The following is a 22,006-nucleotide window of genomic DNA, read 5'->3' as shown; positions in this document are numbered from 1 at the left end:
GTATATCGTCTATAAGCGGATTTATTGATTCCCATAAAATAATTTCACTACGTAAATCCATTACGTACTAGGCGTTTAACTTTGTTATAAAGTTAGAAAAATAACATGAATTTTTTAAAGTATGATTTTGATCTTTCAGCCCAGGATGCTGTGAAGGTTAGCCTAAGTGGACAGGCGAATGTCCGATTAATGGACTATAATAATTTCCAGAACTATAAGAATGGAAGGGCTCATAAATATTATGGAGGGTTAGTTAAAGTAACTCCTTACGTAATCCAACCTCCTTATGGTGGTCGTTGGTATTTGGCCATTGATTTAGGTGGATATTCAGGGAAAATTTCAGCATCTGTAAGTATAATTTAAAATATAAAGAAAAGATATGTTTGATTTAGGAAAACAAAATATTGACATCAAATGCCCAAGTTGTGGCAGTAGAAACACCGTTACTTTAAGTCAAGTAGCTAATCAGGCAGCGGTGAAGTGCAGAGGATGCTCGCAAAATATCAATTTAAAAGATAAAGATGGCTCTGCTCGACGCGGTATTAAGGAACTCAATGATTCAATAAAGGATCTTGAAAACGTATTCAAGAAGATAGGGAGATAATTCCATGAAATTGATAGTTCTATTTTTGTCTTAATAAATATTCATATGTTGAAATGAATGGAAATGACATCAGAGATTTTGGGCAGCCTCGTGCAGATCGTGATAAACTAGAAAGTCCTTTGGAGGAAATATTTGTTCAGGGTCTTGAGAAATATCTGTGCCCCAGCTTGGAGATTCTGTCACAATATGAGGTTCAAACCATCGCTGGGAAATTCAGAGTTGACTTTGTCGTTGAATTAAATGGTCATAAGATAGGATTTGAGTGTGATGGTAAAAATTACCATGATGCATTTAGAGACGAATGGAGAGATGGTCTCATATTGCATACTGAGGAAATCGACACGATCTACAGATTTAAGGGTAAAGATGTTTACTGGCTTCTTGATGATTGTATTTATATCATTTACAAAAATGATCCTTTTATCTTTAATAACAGGTATGAACATTTCTGTTCTAATCTGGTGTCGCAGGCTACACTTGAATATTTTATTACTGATGAACTACGTTATAGAAATCACGAAGATACTCTTATTGGAATAGACATTAAGAATGAGGATGACAAGGTAATAGGTCAATTGTCTTTGGAAACTATTAGAAGAGGGAAGAACACCAATGGGTATTGGAGGAGGTTGGTAGAGATTGTTGTTTCTAACCCAAATAGTTCACTTGACGAACTAATCGAGTTGTATAAACAACGAAAATTATAGACTGATTCTTGGATAAGTACCCATTTAGTAAAATGGAATGCAGGCCAGATATATTTGTGATAAAGTGAAAAAAATCACATGTCTGGTTACGAAATAAAACGCCAGAAATACTTGAAGAGAATTCCTAGCTCGAAGTATAGGCAAGTTATCATATACGGAGCAAATTTTTACATTTTAAAAGTGCGATGTTCTTAATAAATATTTATTTTCAGCTTGCGCTAAATTAAATGCTTCAAAAATATGTTAGATAAGAAAATACGCAATACTGCGATTGTCGTTGCAGTATTAATGTTGGTGGGTGTTGTAATTAATTTTTTTGTGGGTGGTTATAGGACCTGGCCTTGGTTCGATAAATTTGATGCTACTGCAACTGGCCAGTTTGGTGATTTTATTGGTGGTGTAATAGGAACAGTTATCAATGCATTTGCCTTTTATTTCCTATATCTAACACTTACTGAACAAAAAAAGGCGACTGAGGAACAAAAAACTGCCACAGACAATCAGCGGATTGCAACTTATGATCAGCGCAAAGCTTTCGAATTAGAAAGGTTTGAGAGTAAATTTTTTGAACTTGTCAAATTCCCATCGAGATAACATTCAAGAACTTCAGTTTACTATGCATGAAAAAAATGATTTAGATGATCAGGACGAAATAGAGTTAGAGGTAGTTTACGAGCAGCGCAAGGTGTTCAGAGCTGTGTTTGAACAGTTCATCCAATGTAGGAATGAAATTAAACAGTTTTTTCATGGTATTTCATATGGTGATATTTACACCATCGAACATTTAAATTTTATGAATGAAGTTGAGCAACATAATGGGCTATACCTGAATAGACGTCTGTTGGCTGCGATTGATATTGCATATTGTGTTACATTTTATGGCGTTTCTGCCGAGGGAGTCACTATCTTGGAAAGAATATTCAAGCCCCGTTATAGTGGACAGCTCTACAGGGCAATTATAAATTACCTCAGGCTGAAGCCTACTATGAATTCGAAAGTTATTTGGCCACTTTGGCGTTCTCTGGCTAGGAGGAGAAGCGCTGAGAAGAGGAATTTGATTGTTCAATACATCTATGACTATCGTAACAGTAAATCGGCAAAATTGATTTATCCACAGTCTCGCTAGAGAATGATAGTTCGGATTTTGATAGTTATAAATTATATAAAAATAATTACAAAAAATATTATGGAGGGCATCAGTTTCGCCTAGGTCATTATTACCGACACTTGTATCAAACAGTCAAATTCGTTGATAGAAATAATGAACTATCAGAACAAGACAAGTATTCATATGTGAAAATTTTGAGAGGGCAGCTGTCGACTTATGAGCAAGCGCTGTTATTTGTTAACAGTTTATCCGCATTGGGTTTAATCTGGGAACTTAATCCTGATTTTGAAAAAACTGGTGATGCCACAAAAGATGCGGTATCGAGACTCGATCGCAAACTAATAACGAAATATAATCTGATAAAAAAATTGCCAACAGATAAACTCTATGGTATAAGCATACGCGAATTCTATCCCAACGTTAAGTATGAGCAATCATGATGTTTATGTGTTAACCTCAACACCATTATTCACCGTTATCCAAACATTTAATCAGGATATGTTCTAATCCTGGAATGTCTTCATATTCATTCATCATTTTTAAGTAGTTGTCTTTATGCTTCTGGTTTTTAGTAAGTTGAAATACTGCGTAGATTCCTTGGGAGTGGTTTGCGGAAAGGTACTGCTTTAGCTTAGGTTTATAGCTCTTACGTTTGCTCTCAATCTGTATTTCTGGATTATGTAGGAGTTTGAGCTCGACCACTATTGGGCCGTAAAGGCCGTAGCTGATTAGGTAATCAAACCTTTTATCGTCGTATGTTTGGACCTCCCTATGGATGTCACTCTTTCTTAGGCCGTTTTCCATTAGGGCTTTCTCCAATGCAAGTTTTAGTGTTTTTTGGATAATTGCCTCACTAGGTTTATACTGCTCGGTATTGGCATCTTGAAGTTTACTGGCGACCCTATAGAACCCCTCGTTCTCTATGAGGTTGGAAATTTCGTTCCTGAATATTTTCGAGATAAGATCCTTTAGTTCGCTATGGCTTGATATCTGTACGTATTTTTTTGCCATGGTATCATTGAGCGAGTGTATAGCGGTTAGAAATGGTTCGGCTGTTGGTGTCAGCTCGTGCAGATCAATGGTTAACCTGTCAAGATATTGAGTAAAGCCATATGTGCGCCCCTGATCGGGGTAAGCGGCTACACTTTTTCTTAGGGCCAATAGTTCGTTTCTACTAAGAATTGACTTGAAATATTCATAGATGATCTGTTGGAGATAATGACTATAGCGGAACTGCAGTTTACGTGTCCTAATCTCAAATGAATAATAGAGAAGGTCAGTTACAGCAATGCGAATCTGGTCTGATTTAATTCCATACAGACATTTTCCTAGTTGGGGTCTATCCATTTCGCTCTCGAAATCAGAGACTGCTCGAAGACCATTGTATTTGTGGTCGTCGTCGAAATCCCGCATCCTACTTTTAAGTTGGTCGATTCTCCAGGAGATGGCGTGCGGGTCTGTGAACCTGGAAACAAGGCAGGCATTTGCAATGTCCGCAAGTTTAGGATCACCTCCGTTGCTATTGGTGAGAAATATTCTGGAAAGTGCCTGTCTGTCTGAATCGCTTTGGGCAAGTTTTGCAAATGCATCCAAAACTTCCCTCTTGTCAAACTCATTGACCTTCTTATTATCGATCAATGCCAGCAAAATTGGTGATAATTGCACCGATTTAAGTTCTAGAATTACTTCAGCAAATGACCTTGCGCTGTAAACTAGTAGGTCATCTTTGCGGGCCAGCCAATATTCGTAGATTAACAGCTGCTCTTTTTCGCTGATATGTCCTATGGCTTCCAGTAAGGACGGCATCTTTGGATGGTTATTGTGGTAGATGTCTAGCCTGGGTAGTTTCTTGAGTAGTTTCTCTCTATATTTGATCAATAGGTCGTTCCGTCCGAGGATAAGCGCTGATTTGAAAAATATTTCTGCCTGGAGCGATTCGGAATTGTTGTGGGTATAACTGATTTGTCCGCTGGAATGTGATAGCCCTTTCAGTTCAAATCTTTCAGGAGTGTATCTTTCAAGCTTGGTGTCGATGACTTCGGCAAGTATTTGGACATCCTTAGGTTTTAACTGTGGCAGAAGATCCTGGAAATGCTGGATGAAAAAAGGAATGAGACCGGTATTGTATTGCGTTTTGTCCTTGACGTAGAATTTTCTTAGTTCAGAAATTGGTGTGAGTTTTTTTTCGACTTTCGGTGCTGGGGATATCACGCTGGCTGAATATTTTTTATCGATGTATTTTCTGGGAGCTTTTCCAGTTTGAGCTTTGCCTGAATGACTATTCTATCAGCCATCCAGGGTGAATTCTTTGTTAAAAGCTTTTGTTCGATCTGCTGGAACTGGTCTAAGGTCAGTTCTGTGGCGTATGATTTGACTATTTCATCTGCAGATTTCAAGAAGCTTTCCAACTTGAGAAGTTGGGGCAGGATGTTTTTGTCCTTTTTTAACATGTATCTGGCAGATTGGTCGATGAATTTTGGAAAGTACTGGTAGAAGCGCTGTTCCCTGAAGGAGGTAAGCAGCAGCTTTTTTAGAGCGCTATGAATCTGCGGGTTGTCAAGTTCTTCTATTCTTTCAAAAAGAGTATGGAAACCACTGCCCATACGCAGGGAATCATCACGAAGGATCGAGGTCTGGGAACATAATACTTTTATGACCTCGTAAATGGAGCCAATTTGACTGAGGTTATCGATAGAGAAATCAAGATTGTTCAGCTTTCTGCTCTTTTTAAGACATCGTTTGATCAGGCCCACAGTGCGCTTGTCGTTTGGTGCAAGCTTATAGCAGACCCGTAGAAATTCGTTGAGCATATAGTCTGGCTTGCGTTCAAAATAGGCAACTTGCTTGAGTACGGGCTCTGCTTCGCCAATAGAGATGAGCGCATAATAGACCGCTCTGTGCATCGAGAACAGTGATACTTCTCTGATAATGCCGATCAATACCGGAATCCATGTTTGTTTTTGAGAAACTGTAAGCTGGCTTCTGGAGGCTAATGCCTCTATTAATAATATCTGATTGGAAAATTTGACCCTTGCTGTATCAGGAAATTTTGAATTTGGGTACATTGGGATTGCTATCTTGGGGTTCGAGGTGGCGATGAACTTGGAAAGTGGGCCCGCAATGTTGATTGTAGACCTTCCAAGTTTAGTATAATAGACTGAAATAGCCTCGAAACAATGGTCTTTGTAAGCCTCATCAAATTTCTCAATGTTCGCACCGACCAGTATCTCTAGCAGCTTTTCGTCGACATTTCGGTACTTGCCACTTTCAATGAAGGAAATCATTGGTCTGAGAAATTCCGGTTCGATATCAATCGCGAAATTCAGCACATCTACCCAGTTTGGGCGTAGAAGGTCGATGTCTGTATCGATCATCAGATCGTAAATGGTCTGGAACCTGTATCCAAGACGAGAAAGTTCTTTTGCAGCAAGATATTCCTGGAATTCAGTATGTTCAAACTGTAACATCTCCCCAGTTGATTTCATTACACGCTTAAGCAGTATATCTATGTCCATCATGTTCAGAAAGATCAGGCTGATGTTGGAATTTGTCTGATCTAGGAAGGTGATGAAATCTTCTTTGCTAATTTTGTTTACTCCCTGTATTTCCATGGTAAGCGCAAGTCTTTCAAGGACCCTTTTGGTCATGTACTTCTGATTTTCCTTTCCTTCTTCCTGTTCGCTTTCCAGCTTGAAATAGATGACTTTATCAAAAAGATGCGACTTGGTTAGTGTTTTGAGCTGGAATGGTTTAACGTTTTCCTGTATCAAGTAACGGCAGATTTCATTAAGATATCTTGGCACTTTTAAGATAGAATCATTAGAGCCTGCTTTTGTGGCAGAAATAATTGCTTCGATATCTTCGTGGGAAAAGTCGAGTTCTGAGAGATTGTGACTGAGGAAACGGGTGATCTGGTATTCATCAAATGGAAGGAGCTTAACGAGTTTGGTGTTGGCATCCCACAACAGATGGGTGATCTGTCCCATATAGTGGCTCCTGTTACTGATCAACAGTTTAATTCTATGATCCTTACAGTGTGATTTTAGTGAATTAAAGGTGGAAATTGGATTCACATCTTCATCCAGCGCGTCAAAAAGTAAGAAATCAACGTCTGCTTTAAACTGTGCCTTTGGTTCGTCAATCCCCTTAATCAACTGGTATGTTGAACCTTTAAAAATAAGGGATTTTTCAAGCTGCTTAAAAAGCATACTCTTGCCGTGCCCAGGCTCAGCTATAACAAATAATAAATTTTGATCGAATAAGGCAGAGGGTTCAATATAGTGTGGGGCGCGGAAATTACTGGTCTTTTTGTTGGTCCTGTCATCAAGGTAATCCTGTAATGTTTCAAACTTTTGATAATACTGAGGTATAAAGAGCGTCTCCATTGATTTAAGGTTATAGTTTGTCGAGATATTTTTTTAAACCCATCCGATTTAGCTGGGATTGTTGTTTGGATTGGTATAGCTGAAATACGCCTGCTTATGCCAGATATGGTAGATGAAAACTTTTATGTCGGTAGTGTGATTCTTGCGATAAGAAACTTATTGCTTGTAAGAAGGAGGTAAACATGTCTTTCTTCCCCATAACTGTATAGGTCTTCAGTTTACACTGAGCAACAGTAAGAGCATTTATTCCAGATTCAGTTGCGTAGATATCTATCCCATCCTGGTCATTTCCCTGTTGCAGGTACTCTCTTACGTCGACGATATTCATTCGTGAAGCAAGCACATCTGTACAGAATTGCTCAAATGGTTTCCATTCTAGGACTTCTCCAATGGGTAATCTATCCAGGACTTCGTTTACAATAACAACTTTTGGCGGCATTTTAAAGCGTTTATCTTCAAAGATTACAATAATAATTGGACTTTTGCTATTGCTAATATTAACAGTACCTGGCCTTCAGTTAACGTTTTAATTCTTCATCAGCATGGGTTTGAATCAGTTCAAATAAATAATCAAGTAGCTCGGTGGATTCTATGAATTTTTTCTTTTCGATCTCGATATCATGCAATTTGCAAAACATGCTTAATCCTGTATTCATTGCGCGGTTCAGCCGGAACTGATTCCCTTCATCAAAATTCTCCCTTAGCCGGGTGTTGAAAATTCGGACGTGGCTTCCAGGGTGAATATCATCATTAAGTTTGCTTCCCTTTGGATGAGCAAAAAGAGTCGACAATCCGGCCATGATCATCCCGAATAATCTATGATACCTGATCTCATCGCTGTCATCCTGACTAATCAGACTTTCATAGGCAAAAGTGTCCGCTTCCTGCTCTAATTGTTTTGATAGGATAGTTTCGTCTTCGGTCAGATCGAAGCCAAGGTAATTTTTACGGGCAATGTCTTTAAAGCTATTCCAGTGGTTGTTGACCAGGTGAGCAACTTCGTGATACATGATATAGGTGATTGCATCAATAAAGATCACATTTACTTTCCTTACAGTTTCAGTGGTCATTGCTGGATTTGGCAAGTCTTCTGGCCATTGTTCATCACAATCAGTCTTTAAGTTAAATGCCCAGTCGAACAGCCAATCCATTTGTTTCACTTCGGGATCCTGCCCGTTAATTTCCATATAATTGGGCGTAACCTGTTTAGCCGTTTTTGTTTTGTTTGCGGTGACCTCGTAAATAATATAGGTGATGCACCAAACAAGCGTTAGGAAGCGCTGGTTTAAAACAATCTCTTTGCTGTTATGGTCAGAAGAGGGACCCGAAAAAGGCCCCGTATCGATTCTGATCCGGCGGCTTAATTGACTGGCATCGTACTCCTCCAGCCGTTTTTTGCTTTTCTCATTTACGTTTTCAAATGTGGTTGTTAACCTGTCGTAAAGTGTATGAATTGGGTTCTTATAGCTCATGTATAAAGATACCGGTAATATTTCAAGGATTGTAAAGGCATTTCTCTATCTATTTTTTGCATGCTAATTCCAGCTTAAGCGTAACGTCATGTACTAAACCTTAGATTTATGCCTGACTGTTCAAAACCCGTTGCGAAATTAAATAGGGCTTTCTTTAACAAATTTTTATTTAGTACTTTCCATTTTAATTGCGATATCAATGGATCAAACATATGATGACTTAAAGCGGGTGTTGGTAAAACGTGGGCTTGCTTCACACAACGATGTGAACGATAAGGTGTTTTACAAAGAGGAACAACTGCATGTCGTTTTGGTACATGAAGGTTCGAAATCCGAGCTTGCTGAAAATATTCGCAAAGATTTGATAAAAGTATCCTATGGATTCGATTTTAAGTTAACCTTAAATGGAAAGGAAAAATCTATTAGATATCCGCTTTTAGCGGATAAGATTAAAGAGTTCAACTATAAGCGGATTTATAAAGACGCCTTTTTGATGGCAACTGTAATTACTATTCTTTATGTATGTGTTATGGTTATATTGGTCAGTAGTGTCAATAAACATCCAAGCCAGGTAACTAATATCAGTGATAAGCTACTAGACGTAAGTGCCCTTATCTCATCATTTGTCATTACTTATTTGACCTCCAAAGTTTTAACGGTTAGACAAGAAAAATTGAATCGTGTAGAAAAGATTAAGGAGTTATCTAATAAACTTACGGAGTTTAGGCGAATATGCCATGTTGTTCTTGAAAGTTTACAATTTTGGCAACCTTCAGAAGCACAGCGTGCCCATGGCAAACATGTGGCAACACAAATCACTTTTAATGATCTCCATTATCTAAATACTTACGATGAAAGGTATGATGAAATACATGGATTGATGAACTATCAGACTTATGGGGAAATCAAGCCGAAATTTGTGTTGCAGATAGCCACATTGTGTAAGTCGAAGGATATCTATATTCACAATAGGTTATTCCTTGGCATGGACTTCCTTGCCAATTACATTTATTCAGGTAAAGAGCTTGTAGAATGGCAATTTCTACAAGATAACAATATGTTTTGGTATGTGTTTGAGAATGAATGGCTGGTTTACGAAAATTCATTTAACTTCAATATATCTGAACATGACAAAAAAAGAATCTCTAAATGCGCTGGAAGGTTAGATAATTTATTAGCCAATAAGGATTTCACGAAAGAGCTTTTGGTGTCCGCGTCCCAGATTGCAGAAAATGAAATTATACCAGAATTAACAATACTTGTAAAGAAAAATGAAGCCAAACAGTCTTTTATGATTAAATACTTGTTGATTTGCTTTTCCGGAATTTTTGTTTTTGGGGTCTTGTTGCAAGTGATTTTGGGGTTGTTTTTGAGTTCGTTAATAGTGAGCTACATCGCAATTATTGCCGTTACTGCAATTGTAATCCACATTCTGATCAGCCTGCCTGCAATACTTAAAAATGAAATCACATTTAGACCTAAGTATGATTATAACTAGTTCTTATTTTATTACGATTAGGTTTTTCGATTATCAAGAATTTTCGAAAAATTGCCTATTTCAACCAATTCGGTTCTTCGTCGCTTTTGGTGAATGATTCCATATGCGATAATAAAAGAATAGTTTTTAAAACTCAAAAAGTCACTTTACCTCTAGGAACCAAATTATGTGACCTGCCTTGTTTTAGATTTTTACCAAAAGTGAGGAAGAACCACTATGCAGCGGAATATCCACTTATCCAGGAACATGATTGCCAGATCCTTGTCATACTTATATTTATATCCAGTGTGACTAAGGGTATTGTAATTTGGTCTAAGGCCCTTAATGCATTTTACAAATTTTTTGACGTTACTGCGTCTCTAAGGCTTGGGTATTTCATTAGCCTATTCAGTATAAATTACGAGAATATATAAGATGGGATAGGGAATTACCTGTCAAGAAAACCACTTATTTCCGATGGATGTACAAATGGAAGCATTCGTTTTTTTATGCTCACAAAAAGGCAAATCATCATCGCGATATATGATAGGGAAAAGTAACCATGCTCATTAAAAACATTTCTGTTTTTACTTTTATCATTAGCATGCGATAAATTATCCCGGTATCTATTAATAAGAAAAAGTAGGCCATCAATATTATAGCTTTTTCCTTTTTTAAGTAATTCGCTGCTTAGCCATTGATAATGTAATGGGTATTTCTTTATTGATTCTAAAGTTTTATCCAAACTACTGTTTAGGCACTTTTTCCTTTTGTATGCATCATTTGCAATTCCCCAGCCTTTTTCGTTAAAAAAATATTCTAGCATCATATAAAATGTGCAAAATGAGGACTGATATCTCATTGAATAAAAAAGATTTTTACCATCTCTGTAGAATGAAAAAGGAAAATAGAGGTCGCCTAGTTGATTTTTATGACTTATCGTATTCCTTAACCAGTCATTTGATATTGGATCTAATTGTTGGGACTCACTGATTTTTCTGGTAATTCTGGTAAGTGGAGAAAAATGGTCATGATCATTTTCAGCGGTCCACTTTAAAGTTATGTTGGAAGTATCGATGTACTCGAATTTCCTATCTAAGGAACCAAAGGACTCCACATGGTTAATTACTTCAAGCATCTCTCGATAAGAGGATTCATTGGGTAAGACAATTTCCTTGTCTGTTCCATTAACATCGAACTTAGGTAAGCAGTCAGAGCCTTTAGAAATTGGCTTGGAAATTGAAATATAGTACTCATTCAACGTTTTATAGAGTTTTATTTTAAAAGGATGTTTTTTGATTTCAATTGAATCGTTTTGGATGTTTAACATACCATGTACTTGGCAAACCACTTCAAAAATCATAACGTCATAATTGTTTAATATATGCAGTGATAAAATTAATTGACAAATATAGACACTAATTTAATTATCAGTTTATTGGATGCCTATTTTAGCGCTCATGTATTTGTTGAAATTCACAATGGCGATTAGTGAAGTTCATAAGAAGCGAAAAAAGGTCTACCGGGGTTGTATTTATTGATTTTGGCTAACTATCGCGCCTGAATATTTGTTCTTAAAGATACAAAATCTGTGTAATTTATTTTCAGATCCCCAACCTCCGTTTCAACTTCCATAACAAATCAATCTGGTCTTTAAATTCAGCCTTGAACAGTTTGTAGTATTTGTACTGGCTTGGTAAGGAAATATCCTTAGCGTTCTTTTCAATATTGTACATGGCTGGGGCTCGCCATACTGAGATCATGTACAATGAGTCTTCTGATTTTAGGTAGCTGATTGTGCTGTTAATGGTTTGAAGGATGCTGATTAGGCCAGCATCCTTTTTATCTGAAATATCTAATTTGTTGCGAAGTTTGTTGGCTGCGTAGGTTGCATTTTTCTGTTGTTGATCTATAGCTGGACCCGGAACACTTGATCGGTCGTTTGCGACCTTCTTAAGCATTTCTAAAGCATCTTTTAATAACAATGCATACTTGTCAAATTTCCGAGTGTAGAAGTGTTGGCTATGCTTGTCGAATTCTAGTTCTGCGATTCGAGTGCCAAGGGTTAATAGCTTGCTTGGAGAAAAGTCTTTGTATTCGTTTTCCAGCATGTCTGTGTATTCGAAGAAATTTAAATTTTTGGCCATGTGATTAAATTTAAGGTCTTGTTCATTTTCAAATAGCGAGTCCGAGGTGCTGAAATAAATTTACTTTATAGCTTTCCGCTTCGCTCCAGGTCAGGATGACGAGGCGGTGATAGCAATGAGGACAAAGCGACGGATATAATGCTGAATTATTCATTTTCTATTTCTTTATGATTAGGTGTGATCGGGTGGGGTCATGGATGAGTTCATCTATAACGATTTGAACAATGTCTTGGACGTCCTGTTTGATTTGGAGGTAATTATTTTGAACGGTACTCGGGTTGATCTCACGGATTATGGGTATTTCTTCGTAAGCGGCTTCTTCTCTTTGTAGGGCTGGGATGTCGTTCTGGATCTGGCAGTGAAAGGATTTGAGTTCTATCTTATTGTCTGGGTTATCGGCTACGAGGCCAACAAACTCACCGCTGGATAAACCCGCAATCTTAGAGGCCGGAACGGCTGCCTCTAACTGTTTGCTTTTGCTAACTGAGGTGTCTCCGGAGTTGATGGACAGACTTTGGCGGTCTTGCATAATCCTTCCAATGCGGTCGGAGAGTTGCTTGGCGGTGTCCCCTGTAACCTGTCCGGAAATGATGTTACCCACGATTCCAAAAATTACATCAGCTTCTTCCCGTCCGTAGTCTTTACGTAGTTGACTTAGGTCCTGCAAACCTAAGACTGTTGCGGATTTGTAGCCCCTTGCAACCGCAATGTGGTTGGAGATTCCATTTAGAAATATGGTTGGAAACTCATCAAAGATTAAGGCGTTTTTAAGTTTTCCTTTTTGATTGACAAGTTTTAAAAGGCGGTTGACATATAGTGACAGTACAGCGCCATAGATCTGTAGTTTTTGAGGGTTGTTACCTAGACAAAGGATCTTGGGATCGTCAGGATTGTTGATGTCCAGTTTAAAGTCATTACCAGACATTACATAGTACAGCTGCGGAGAGGAGAGGCGGCCCATTGCTACTTTGGCCGAAGCAATCTGTCCCTCGAGTTGTTCCATAACGTCATTGAGGTAAGCGTTCACAAAAGGGTTGATAAGTACCTCAATTTCCTTTTCCATTCTCAGTAAGGTAAATAGATCGTCGTATTCAAGCTGTAGGAATTCAATCACATGGGGTAGGGTGCAGTATTGGCCATCTTGGAATTTTCGCAAGAACCATATGATTCCGGTTACTAAGTTGATGGGCGATTCTACGAAGAAGTCACCTTGTTTTTTTATCCATTCCCGGTTTAATCCCAATAAGATGGTCCGGGCGGATTCTGTGGCATCTGTAATATCTAACATTGTTGTTGGATCCAAAGGATTACAGCGGTTGCTGCGGGATAAGTCATCGAAATTGATGGCGTAAAATTTGGGTTCTACTTTGTAGCTTTTTCTGTTTTTTAGCCAGGCATTGTAAGCAATGATGCTTAAATCTGGGTATTTCATATCATAGACCAGACAAGTGTAGTTTTTCTCTATGGTTTGGGTGATAAAATGCCGAATGACAAAAAAACTTTTACCAGAACCAGGCGTGCCTAATACCAGTACCCCGCGCGCAATGTTGATAAAGTTGATCCAGCTTTTTCTCATCTTTCCTCTTAGATTATAGATAGCAGGTAGGTTTACCGAGTAATCATCTTCGAGCAGTCGTTCTTCTTGTGGAAAGGTCTCGTTTTCACTATTGAATATGTCATTGTTGTTTAAGCTTCCTTTGATAATCCTAGACAGTAGTGTGCCGCCTGATAAGATTAATAAAAAGCCTAATGAAGTGATCCCAATGTAAATAATGGTTACAGTTGTAAAGGGTAGGGGGATATGCAGCGCTAGAAAGCTGACAAAGTAGATGGATAATCCTGTAATGATATAACCAAAAGCGGTTTTAAAACTCATCTTTTCATCTTTCTTTCCTCTTGCACCGATCAATGAGATCACAAGAAGTGCAAGCGCCCAACATTTAGATATATGGAAGTTTCTTAGTAGACCTGTATTTCGGATATTACCCAGCACTCGGTCGGTAAAAGAACTCGTCAAGTGCCAATCAAGAAAGGCACGATAACAGTAGTAATAAAAGTGTAAGGACAGCAGGATAACTGCTATCAATCTTGTCATATCCAGGATCTTCCTAAGCGCCTGTTCGTTTTCTCCGGTTTGCATACTCATCTTATTTTGTCTTAGGTGTTATACTTAATTAAGTGCTGTGTTTTTTCTTTTTCTTCTTTTTGTAGCCTGTCATCGTGAATTCGTATGCCATGTTTTCTCCGGTATTGGTAGGAGATAACCAGATATCTATCCATCCATTTGCTTTATAATTGGCAAAAATTGCTGGGTTTCCCCTTGGCATATAGGGTACTTTGAAAAGACTCTTGTCAAAATCATTAGGGGAATAAGTTCGCCGTTGTGGTTTTTGATGAGGCGTTTTTACGTGACCTTTCGGGGCTGGTGTTTTCTTGTTGGTATAGCGTTCTTTTTTTTGTGTGCTGGTGAGAGTTGTTGGACTTTGTGTAGAAGGAGAAAGGGATTCTTTTGCCCTGATTTCTTTTTTCGTGAGTTCTTGCTCCGGCATTGGAACTGTAAATCTATTCTTTATGCCGTTGAGCCCATAAGCTTTACCCAAGTCGCTTCCTTTAAAAACACTTTTCTTTCCATGATCCACGTAGCTTACTCCACTAATTCCCCCTTGCTTGTTTTTATTAAAGACCATAGCAATTTTTTCTTTAAGCAAGCTCTGCTGAAGACCTTCCAATGATTTACTTCCGTTGCCCACAAAGTACCTGTCGATATGATTCTTTAGTGGTTTCATATCACCTAATCTTTCGATTTCATTCGGACCGAATTTTTTTTCCAACTCCTTAAGTGTTGGTTCATTAAAAAATGAACTTGCTTTAATTGGAACCCCAACCCGATTGCCTTGGTCATCCAACATCCGATACATTAAACCACCATTCTTGAAAACTCTAGAATTTTGCGAGCCTTTATCTGCATATACATTATACCTTGATAATATGGAGTTTAGTTCGGATAAAGAAGTGAACTTATATTTACCAATAACCTCTTCCAACACTATCGTAATGGCACGTTTGGTTTGTATTCGTCCATACAAAGCTTTTTGAACATTTACAGGCTCTACTTCATATTCACTGCCGTCTCCATGGCCTTTAGCTTTAATTAAGCCAAATTCATTTTCTATTTCTTCTCTAGCTTGAGAAGACTGGTTTTTCCCCATCCAATCCATATTCACCCTATCTCCATTAGCCCGTACTTTAACTGTAGCAATGTGAATGTGTGGATGAGCTGCATCGTGATGCTGATACACCACATATGGAAGATCATCCATTCCCAATTTCCTCATATAGGTATCTGCTATCTGAATTAGTGTTTCTTTGCTTAAATTTTCACTCGGATCAAAATTCAAAGAGAAGTGTACACTGTTTGAGGTTACGTCTTTATTGAGCGCCGCTTGCTTTGTTAATCGTGTCAGCTTATTTGCGAAAGTAAGATGCTTCAAATCTTTTGGATAGTTGACTGCATGGATGCACTCTGCAACACCTGCCCGCACCTTATTTTCATTATAAGTGATCACATTTCTAATGGAATGTCCATGCTTAATCACTGCAACCATTGATCTGCGATTTTATTGATCTTTTGTTTAATCTCCTCGACTTTGATGAGTAGTGTTTTTTTCTCTAAGTCGTGTAACCTAATCCAAGTCAATACGTCAGCCTTTTTATCCATTACGTATAATTTTTTTACGCTTTGTTCAAAACCAATTAAGGCCCTTTCTAATCCCTTTCGTACCTCAATCATTTCCAACATAAAGTCGTCGAGGGATTTGTTCCGATAAGATTTTATGATGGCTCTATCAAAAAGTTTTTTTCGGGCATAATCACTTAGCCTTCGACAGTTGCTCGTTTCCCATTTTTCGGTGAGAGATTGGTACTCTTCTGGGCTTAATCTTAAGCCAATTATCCGGGTACGGTTTAAATTTTTCTTACTCATCACATTATCCTTTTCACGTTATTAAATCCGTCTAATTTGCATCACCTAATGCTGACTGGAACAAAGGTAATGGTGTTGAACATTCCGGCCAATCCACGATGATTTTCTATAAGGTTCTTCTTGTACCGGATCTCTATTTTTGCTTACAGTGTTGAACGAAAAAATGTGATTTATGATGAGTGCAAGCGATGTGGCAAAAGTATTCGATACGATACTCTTAACGCCAGGAATGTTAGATGTTGTGAAAGTAGATCTGAAGATCTCTCGCAAGAATGTACTACTATTAAGTAGTGTGATCAGTAGGGGGCTGAACCCTAAAGATGAAAGCAATAACGGACTGTTGGAAAACGTACCTCCAGATTTAGCAGAGCAGCTCACTGGATTTGCTGATGAATGCCTGCAGAAAGCGGGCTTAACAGAACTCAGTCAGAAGCTGAAGTCGCTAAATAGCAAGTAGGGAAGAGGGATAAAGTAACAACTTTATCCCTTTTTTATGCAATCGTTGAACCATTTATCCTTTAAATTCTGAGTTTTATACCCCTCTCGGAAGCCCCGGGGGAGGGGCTTAAAAATCGATTTGTTTAACAAACAGACATCTGGCCACCGATGAGCGGTGGGAAGCTCTGCCGACCTGGAACGGGGCGGCATCTGAGTAAACAACAAAACGCCCCAGCTACATTTGCATTTTTCGCAAATGTAGCTGGGGTCATTAAACAGCAAGCATTGACCATTTTACCAGGAACGGCAAAGGCGTTCCTGCTTTTTTCCCTCCGCACCAATCCAAAACTACCCAAACACACAACCCCCACAACTATGCCCCAGCTCATCAATCGCATCTTCCTCCGTAAACATCTCTAGGAAATCATGCCAGTTCACCACCCGTCCACCCTCCGCAAAAGCAAGCAAATTCCTCTCAATCTCCACAGGAACCCGCTTCTGCAAAAACTCCACCTCATGAACAGGTAACAAGCCCTCCGACAAAATAAAATCCGTCATCATAGCTGGCCTTTCCTTCGTCGCCTTACGCCACAAACCAGCACAACCCGCACCCACCTTTTTTAACACCGGCCTCTTATTCAATAAAATCTCCAAACGCTTACCAGAAGAAGCCCGGACCTTAACCTCCCATTCCGATAACCTACGCTCAAAATCCTGAAGCAATTCCCCCGAAGACATACAACCCTCTAACCGATGTTTCGCCCTCGCCTCCATCATCACGATCAGGCGCAAATACTCCCGCTTATGCTCCCGCAATTCCGCCGGTTGCGTAGCCGGACAAAACACACACGCAGACTTAGGCGGAACAGGCAAACCAGCCGCCCGTATCGAAGCCTTACACGCCTCCCGATCCATTCCCCAATCCACCAGCGGATACCAATACTCATACTTCTCATCCTCCATACCCTTCACCTTATAATAACGCTTCATATCCTTTGGACTCGCATCATACCCGATCACCTTTTTCACCTTACCACCATTACGCCAGAACCGTTTCGCCAACAACCACCGATCCACCCAAATATTTTGCGGTAACACCTTCCACTTCAACGAACAACTCTTAAAACCAAAAGCCAAAGACGGCAACGTAGCATTCGTTAAACAATTCTCCCCAAGAGAACTATACTCAGGCCATTTTTTACTCTTGTTCGGAAAATGACGAACCACCTTTACCAGCGGAAAACCAACAGACAACAACCAGGCATTAATGACCGGTAAATAATCGTATGTCTCCTGCTTCTCATTACCCGTATCCGCAAACAAAATAGCATCCGGACGAATACCCCTTCTCTGAAACTCCACCAATACCGCCGTACTATCCACACCCAAACCATATGCCACCACTAACGGCTGTCTCCGTAAATCCTCTACCGTATGAAATAAATCCGTTTGAATGTTCATCATTAACCATTTAGATCGACACCAGAAACACGCCGATGAAAGAAAAAAGACGCGCAGCCGTCAGGATGGAACCATCGAAAAAGACCAGGATAATTTCGTTTCATCCTGACGGCTGCACCATTTCAAAGAAAAACCGATTTTAAGCCCCATCTGCCGGTGATCACAGACAAGAGGGGCTAACCCTTCTCATTTCATGGGGAGGTTAGCAAGCCAGTCTAAAACCACTAAAAACACCCCGAAAAGCCGAATAAGATTACCCGCCCACCGGGTGAACTTCTGTGAATAAGAAATTTCACGATCCTCATCAAAGTTCGACTTCTGTTCCTCACCACTTCTGCGGCGTTCATACCTAATCCTTCTCACATTTAAACGAATATGATAACCCACAAAAAATAAAACGATACCTATATACTGTAACCTGGTTAAATGTTCTAAAAGCTGCATAACAAAAAATTAAAAGATGAATTAATTTAAATGAGAAGATTTCTGAAACTCAGCAACCACTTTTAAAACCTTTGCTGACGTATCACAAGAATTAATTTTCTTCACCAACATTTCAATCTCACGCACCGGCGTTAAAGCCGAAAAAACAAACTCCATATAACCGGATGGCGTTTTAGCAACCACCTTATAAGGATGTGTAATTCTCTTCTTTAACTTCATAGCCTGGGAGACTAAAGAAAAATCCTGCGTTAAAGAAAACTTCACCATCAAATCATGAATACGGCTATATCTTCCGTACTTTACCAAAGGACATTTACCCACTTTCTTTTTCTTCTTATTCTTTATCTGTAGATCCTGTAAAAAATCCTCGTAACTATATGCAGGATAAAGCGCGCACATATTCTCATAAGCAAACAAAGGCATTATCTTAAATTCCCTTCTTGCCCTTCTCAACCTTCTCATTTTTTCAAGCCTTTCAGGCGAATATTTAACACCAGCCATAACAATATTTTAAAAATTAAGAACAGAAATACTCATATAGAATATGATATCTATAAGGTGCGGAGGATATCCCCCCGCACCAGGAAAGATATTTAGCTCAATACAGAAGCAACACCAGACAATAACGCCTTCTGACAAAGATTAAAAGCAGACTGGGTACGAGTTTGAGCAGTACCACCCAATAAAATTGACTTCACCTTAGCATCATCATCTTTATAAGATTTTACATTCTGGTAGTAACCAGTAACCGCATTGTACACGCCAAAAAGATTACCCTTAGTAGTCTCTAATAATTGGGTACTGCTTTTCATGGCATATTCAAAGATGCTATCACAAGTATTTGTAAACTGTGCGGAAAGCTCTTCCTTCTTACCAGCCTTTAAAAAATCAATAGTTTCTTTATTTGGAGCCATAGCCAATTGAATAAGGCGGAGAACTTCCTGATCAGTCACCTTAACACCAGTCCAAGAATTAAAAACAGATTCAATAGAATTAGAAATCTTTGCAGTAATCCCCATAACTTTATGCGCCTGCTCTAATCTATCTTTAGCACGACTCGTATGCCTGATTTTAATGGCGTTAGACAGGTTACCCAAAGCCGCATTAAGCGTATTTTGACAAACAATTCTAACCGGGGTAAAAGCAGCCGTAATACTTCCGCTTCCATCGTGAGAAGTAGTAAGGAAAAGATACTTTTCAATCATATCATCCTTACCCACACGAATATAATCAGGCAACTTTGCAGTAATAAAAATGCGCTCCCCTTTACCCAATGCCCCAGCAGTTTCATACTTAATGCCGTTGCCCCCAACAATGCTATCAAAGAAAGAAAAAGCATCCCTATTTTGTATAACCTCATAATCCTTTCCAACAACACCAAATACTGTATCAGTATCTGCCTTAATGGTTGCATAAAAATCAGGAATCACTAAATTTTTCTCACCCATTTCTAAACCAGTAGAAGTACTAATCAATCCGGTAGTTGTAGTAAATAATGGAGATTTGATCACCTCATAATCTAAACCCGCATGTACAATAGCTTCCTCACTTGTAGGGTATTCACTCACTACCTTGCCCTTTGCGTGCCATGCTGGAACATTAACAGAAAAAAAAGAATGTTCACCTGTCAACTCGTTGTAATAAATGTTGTCTGCCATAAAACCAATTTTAGTATTACACAATAATTTTTTTATATCCTCCGCCCCCCCAACATCATTCCCCCCAAAGGATGGAAGCGTCGTAAAGACATTAAAGGAGACAACCTGGTACGAGGAATTTGAAAGTTATAAGTCCCGAAGGGGGCCATGCCCCTAGAAAAATCAAAAATGAAATGGCATTATGCACTTTCGCATTCCGCCAGGTTGTAGGTTCAATGTTCTTTATCGATGGTTCCGTCCTTTGGGGATAATGAATATTATCCCCCTGCATATCTCATTCGCCAGCGAATGAGATATGCAGCTAGAAGCAGCAAATACTAAGAGGAAAAAGCGTAGGGGATAACTGACGCGGAGGACTGCATGACAGAGCCGTTATCTTTAGAGAGGAAATATAACAGGAAAGAATAAACTAGTATTCGCTACGATCATTTTCAGTTAGTCGATCGCAGCGGCATCGTCTGAGGCACGAGGACATATAGCGGAGAGCGCGGATCTGGCAACGCCAGATAACTGCCACCCTTTTATTTTTTTAAAAACAACAAACAACTAAACACCATTCTGCAAGAACAACATACTATTCTGCAACACCACACCATCCCCCCGCAACAACATTACGCGCAACAACAATTCACATTAACAAAACCAACCATATATAAAAAAACATCAAGCCATAGAAAAAAATAAAACCGTTAACATCCCATTAACGGTCTTCTACAAAAAAATATCCGAATATCGTGTTCTCATGTAGTTTGAATTAATCATGGACCCGCGTATGCGATCCAAGCACCAAAATAACTAGGAATGCAATTCACAAAACATTGTCAAGAAGCTGCCAGCACAACCCAAGCCAGGGACAAAAAAATTAATTCCATCAAACGAAAAAACACAAAACACAACCAACTTACTTGCACTACCACAGCGCAAGAATAAAATCTTTTTGATTCTAAATGACAAAGTATAGGTAACCCTTAGAGAACTCCTTCTCTGAGCCATATACGTGAAAGAAATCATACACGGTTGCTCCCAACCGAATGCTTTTTCTTACGTGACATTACCTATACTACAACATCAACAAACAATGAACAACATATTAACGAAGCCGCACAACGCAGCCTCCATAAACCTACTCTAAAGTTGGCATAGTTATGAAATGCCCTGCCGGTTTTCCGGCGGGGCCAATTTCCATAACACCCATGCCCAGCAACAAAAAACACCCAAAACCATTTAATCACATGGCAAAAGAACAACCCAATATCTACTTAGATCAAGACTCCAAAGCCTGTTTAGACAAAGCTATTCAGCTACTAGACACACTGTACCACCAAAGCAACCCAGATGAACACCTGGACCTGCTATACTACGCCCTTCACCACAGAGGCACCATAACAGACAAAATCATACACCTGGTCGATCACACAGACGAACCAGAAACCAAAATACAAATCTCCACCTTTCCATATCTGCACAACCACCGCTATAAAAGCGAAAACCTCATAGAAGCCTTTAACATCCAATTAGCAGACCTCATCATACACTATCAAAACAAACACGAAAAAATACTAGGCAAATCAGCACAACAAAAGCTCATCACCCGCTTAGGCTTCCATAAGCCAGCAACCCTCATCTTTCAACTAGAAATGGACAACTACGATCCACTTCGAATCTTAAAAATCAATATACACCCACTATATCAAATCCTTCATGCCCTACACCACCTACATGAATACGAAATTGCACTGGCCTACAGCGAAAGCCTCAGACCATCACGATACACCGTATTACAACCCACACTAGCCAAATCACTAAAAAAGAACACACCCGTAAAATATGAAATCAACGAAAAAAACGAAATCACCATCACAGGACACAACGAAGTCCTGCACCACATCTACCACACCATAGAAACATTATTACGATGCAAAGAACACAACATCATCATAGAAGTACTCGCAGACGCACCAACGCTCTGCGAAAGAATCTATAAAACCTTTGAAGCCATAGAATACAAGAACAGCCACAAACAAAACATAGACCTGCAAATCCGCATAGCCATACACCGCATCAGTTGCATGATCCACGACAAGAAAATCATCACACAACCAATCTACCAACAAAACTAACAC

At 39.1% G+C, this 22,006-nt stretch carries 21 protein-coding genes; 9 read left to right on the top strand and 12 right to left on the bottom strand.

Features of this window, described 5'->3' with window-relative positions; genetic code table 11:
* The first annotated feature begins 105 nt into the window (after positions 1 to 105).
* The 6 genes from DBR11_RS21020 to DBR11_RS30660 all read left to right on the top strand — a co-directional run bounded on the left by DBR11_RS21020 (position 106) and on the right by DBR11_RS30660 (position 2,859).
* A complete protein-coding gene (locus DBR11_RS21020) occupies positions 106 to 363 on the top strand; it encodes a DUF1883 domain-containing protein (RefSeq protein WP_233260850.1) in 258 nt (85 codons plus the stop codon).
* Between the two features lie 16 nt (positions 364 to 379).
* Complete coding sequence (locus tag DBR11_RS21015) at positions 380 to 604, top strand: MJ0042-type zinc finger domain-containing protein (RefSeq protein ID WP_108554583.1); 225 nt, start codon at positions 380 to 382, stop codon at positions 602 to 604.
* A 167-nt stretch (positions 605 to 771) separates the two neighbouring features.
* Positions 772 to 1,311: a hypothetical protein gene (locus DBR11_RS21010; RefSeq protein WP_146186613.1), complete on the top strand. Its 540-nt coding sequence runs from the start codon at positions 772 to 774 to the stop codon at positions 1,309 to 1,311.
* A 240-nt stretch (positions 1,312 to 1,551) separates the two neighbouring features.
* Positions 1,552 to 1,905 (top strand): DUF456 domain-containing protein, encoded by a 354-nt coding sequence (locus DBR11_RS21005; RefSeq protein ID WP_108554581.1) that lies wholly within the window; start codon positions 1,552 to 1,554, stop codon positions 1,903 to 1,905.
* 22 nt (positions 1,906 to 1,927) lie between these two features.
* Entirely contained in the window at positions 1,928 to 2,437 is a 510-nt protein-coding gene (locus DBR11_RS21000; RefSeq protein ID WP_108554580.1) for a hypothetical protein, read from the top strand.
* Complete coding sequence (locus DBR11_RS30660) at positions 2,404 to 2,859, top strand: putative phage abortive infection protein (protein WP_108554579.1); 456 nt, start codon at positions 2,404 to 2,406, stop codon at positions 2,857 to 2,859. Before DBR11_RS21000 ends, DBR11_RS30660 begins: the two co-directional genes overlap by 34 nt.
* A 25-nt stretch (positions 2,860 to 2,884) precedes the next feature.
* Here the strand turns inward: DBR11_RS30660 and DBR11_RS20990 are convergent, their stop codons facing one another.
* From DBR11_RS20990 to DBR11_RS20975, 3 genes are all read right to left on the bottom strand, one after another.
* Positions 2,885 to 4,630 carry a hypothetical protein gene (locus DBR11_RS20990; protein WP_108554578.1) on the bottom strand — a complete coding sequence of 582 codons (1,746 nt, stop codon included), beginning with the start codon at positions 4,628 to 4,630 and terminating at the stop codon, positions 2,885 to 2,887.
* A complete protein-coding gene (locus DBR11_RS20985; protein WP_108554577.1) occupies positions 4,627 to 6,804 on the bottom strand; it encodes an NACHT domain-containing NTPase in 2,178 nt (725 codons plus the stop codon). Before DBR11_RS20985 ends, DBR11_RS20990 begins: the two co-directional genes overlap by 4 nt.
* A 518-nt stretch (positions 6,805 to 7,322) precedes the next feature.
* Entirely contained in the window at positions 7,323 to 8,276 is a 954-nt protein-coding gene (locus DBR11_RS20975; protein ID WP_108554575.1) for a phage exclusion protein Lit family protein, read from the bottom strand.
* Between the two features lie 199 nt (positions 8,277 to 8,475).
* Here DBR11_RS20975 and DBR11_RS20970 point away from each other — a divergent pair, with 199 nt between their 5' ends.
* On the top strand, positions 8,476 to 9,774 hold the full coding sequence (locus DBR11_RS20970) for a hypothetical protein (protein ID WP_108554574.1): 1,299 nt from the start codon (positions 8,476 to 8,478) through the stop codon (positions 9,772 to 9,774).
* Between the two features lie 427 nt (positions 9,775 to 10,201).
* Here DBR11_RS20970 and DBR11_RS20960 read toward each other — a convergent pair whose 3' ends face one another.
* The 5 genes from DBR11_RS20960 to DBR11_RS20940 form a co-directional block, all read right to left on the bottom strand.
* Entirely contained in the window at positions 10,202 to 11,116 is a 915-nt protein-coding gene (locus DBR11_RS20960) for a hypothetical protein (protein ID WP_146186612.1), read from the bottom strand.
* A 241-nt stretch (positions 11,117 to 11,357) separates the two neighbouring features.
* Positions 11,358 to 11,900: a hypothetical protein gene (locus DBR11_RS20955; protein WP_108554571.1), complete on the bottom strand. Its 543-nt coding sequence runs from the start codon at positions 11,898 to 11,900 to the stop codon at positions 11,358 to 11,360.
* A 157-nt stretch (positions 11,901 to 12,057) separates the two neighbouring features.
* Positions 12,058 to 14,040, bottom strand: coding sequence for a conjugal transfer protein MobC (gene mobC, locus DBR11_RS20950; protein WP_108554570.1), 1,983 nt, complete (start codon positions 14,038 to 14,040; stop codon positions 12,058 to 12,060).
* 34 nt (positions 14,041 to 14,074) lie between these two features.
* Positions 14,075 to 15,505, bottom strand: a complete 1,431-nt coding sequence (locus DBR11_RS20945) for a relaxase/mobilization nuclease domain-containing protein (RefSeq protein ID WP_108554569.1) — start codon at positions 15,503 to 15,505, stop codon at positions 14,075 to 14,077.
* A complete protein-coding gene (locus DBR11_RS20940; protein WP_199233908.1) occupies positions 15,493 to 15,882 on the bottom strand; it encodes a plasmid mobilization relaxosome protein MobC in 390 nt (129 codons plus the stop codon). Before DBR11_RS20940 ends, DBR11_RS20945 begins: the two co-directional genes overlap by 13 nt.
* A gap of 172 nt (positions 15,883 to 16,054) precedes the next feature.
* Here DBR11_RS20940 and DBR11_RS20935 point away from each other — a divergent pair, with 172 nt between their 5' ends.
* Positions 16,055 to 16,339, top strand: coding sequence for a hypothetical protein (locus tag DBR11_RS20935; protein ID WP_108554567.1), 285 nt, complete (start codon positions 16,055 to 16,057; stop codon positions 16,337 to 16,339).
* A 329-nt stretch (positions 16,340 to 16,668) separates the two neighbouring features.
* Here DBR11_RS20935 and DBR11_RS20930 read toward each other — a convergent pair whose 3' ends face one another.
* The 4 genes from DBR11_RS20930 to DBR11_RS20915 all read right to left on the bottom strand — a co-directional run bounded on the left by DBR11_RS20930 (position 16,669) and on the right by DBR11_RS20915 (position 19,883).
* Positions 16,669 to 17,781, bottom strand: coding sequence for a hypothetical protein (locus DBR11_RS20930; RefSeq protein WP_146186611.1), 1,113 nt, complete (start codon positions 17,779 to 17,781; stop codon positions 16,669 to 16,671).
* Between the two features lie 186 nt (positions 17,782 to 17,967).
* The gene (locus tag DBR11_RS20925) at positions 17,968 to 18,225 is read right to left on the bottom strand and encodes a hypothetical protein (RefSeq protein ID WP_108554565.1); all 258 of its coding nucleotides are present in this window, start codon (positions 18,223 to 18,225) and stop codon (positions 17,968 to 17,970) included.
* A gap of 21 nt (positions 18,226 to 18,246) precedes the next feature.
* Positions 18,247 to 18,726 carry a hypothetical protein gene (locus DBR11_RS20920; protein WP_108554564.1) on the bottom strand — a complete coding sequence of 160 codons (480 nt, stop codon included), beginning with the start codon at positions 18,724 to 18,726 and terminating at the stop codon, positions 18,247 to 18,249.
* A gap of 92 nt (positions 18,727 to 18,818) precedes the next feature.
* On the bottom strand, positions 18,819 to 19,883 hold the full coding sequence (locus DBR11_RS20915; RefSeq protein ID WP_108554563.1) for a DUF932 domain-containing protein: 1,065 nt from the start codon (positions 19,881 to 19,883) through the stop codon (positions 18,819 to 18,821).
* Positions 19,884 to 21,115: 1,232 nt separating this feature from the next.
* On the opposite strand from DBR11_RS20915, the gene DBR11_RS20910 reads away from it, so the two are divergent.
* Entirely contained in the window at positions 21,116 to 22,003 is an 888-nt protein-coding gene (locus DBR11_RS20910; protein WP_146186610.1) for a hypothetical protein, read from the top strand.
* Positions 22,004 to 22,006: the final 3 nt, after the last annotated feature.

This window comes from Pedobacter sp. HMWF019, from assembly GCF_003061025.1.
Taxonomy (GTDB): domain Bacteria; phylum Bacteroidota; class Bacteroidia; order Sphingobacteriales; family Sphingobacteriaceae; genus Pedobacter.
The sequence above is the reverse complement of the archived record's forward strand: the minus strand, read 5'-3'. Positions and strand labels throughout refer to the sequence as shown.

Bases quoted from the DNA above. Each gene is read 5' to 3' on its own strand.
- DBR11_RS21020 (WP_233260850.1), top strand. From the start codon at position 106: ATGAATTTTTTAAAGTATGATTTTGATCTTTCAGCCCAGGATGCTGTG.
- DBR11_RS21015 (WP_108554583.1), top strand. From the start codon at position 380: ATGTTTGATTTAGGAAAACAAAATATTGACATCAAATGCCCAAGTTGT.
- DBR11_RS21005 (WP_108554581.1), top strand. From the start codon at position 1,552: ATGTTAGATAAGAAAATACGCAATACTGCGATTGTCGTTGCAGTATTA.
- DBR11_RS21000 (WP_108554580.1), top strand. From the start codon at position 1,928: ATGCATGAAAAAAATGATTTAGATGATCAGGACGAAATAGAGTTAGAG.
- DBR11_RS20985 (WP_108554577.1), bottom strand. From the start codon at position 6,804: ATGGAGACGCTCTTTATACCTCAGTATTATCAAAAGTTTGAAACATTA.
- DBR11_RS20975 (WP_108554575.1), bottom strand. From the start codon at position 8,276: ATGAGCTATAAGAACCCAATTCATACACTTTACGACAGGTTAACAACC.
- DBR11_RS20970 (WP_108554574.1), top strand. From the start codon at position 8,476: ATGGATCAAACATATGATGACTTAAAGCGGGTGTTGGTAAAACGTGGG.
- DBR11_RS20960 (WP_146186612.1), bottom strand. From the start codon at position 11,116: ATGATTTTTGAAGTGGTTTGCCAAGTACATGGTATGTTAAACATCCAA.
- DBR11_RS20955 (WP_108554571.1), bottom strand. From the start codon at position 11,900: ATGGCCAAAAATTTAAATTTCTTCGAATACACAGACATGCTGGAAAAC.
- mobC (WP_108554570.1), bottom strand. From the start codon at position 14,040: ATGCAAACCGGAGAAAACGAACAGGCGCTTAGGAAGATCCTGGATATG.
- DBR11_RS20945 (WP_108554569.1), bottom strand. From the start codon at position 15,505: ATGGTTGCAGTGATTAAGCATGGACATTCCATTAGAAATGTGATCACT.
- DBR11_RS20940 (WP_199233908.1), bottom strand. From the start codon at position 15,882: ATGAGTAAGAAAAATTTAAACCGTACCCGGATAATTGGCTTAAGATTA.
- DBR11_RS20935 (WP_108554567.1), top strand. From the start codon at position 16,055: ATGATGAGTGCAAGCGATGTGGCAAAAGTATTCGATACGATACTCTTA.
- DBR11_RS20930 (WP_146186611.1), bottom strand. From the start codon at position 17,781: ATGAACATTCAAACGGATTTATTTCATACGGTAGAGGATTTACGGAGA.
- DBR11_RS20925 (WP_108554565.1), bottom strand. From the start codon at position 18,225: ATGCAGCTTTTAGAACATTTAACCAGGTTACAGTATATAGGTATCGTT.
- DBR11_RS20920 (WP_108554564.1), bottom strand. From the start codon at position 18,726: ATGGCTGGTGTTAAATATTCGCCTGAAAGGCTTGAAAAAATGAGAAGG.
- DBR11_RS20915 (WP_108554563.1), bottom strand. From the start codon at position 19,883: ATGGCAGACAACATTTATTACAACGAGTTGACAGGTGAACATTCTTTT.
- DBR11_RS20910 (WP_146186610.1), top strand. From the start codon at position 21,116: ATGGCAAAAGAACAACCCAATATCTACTTAGATCAAGACTCCAAAGCC.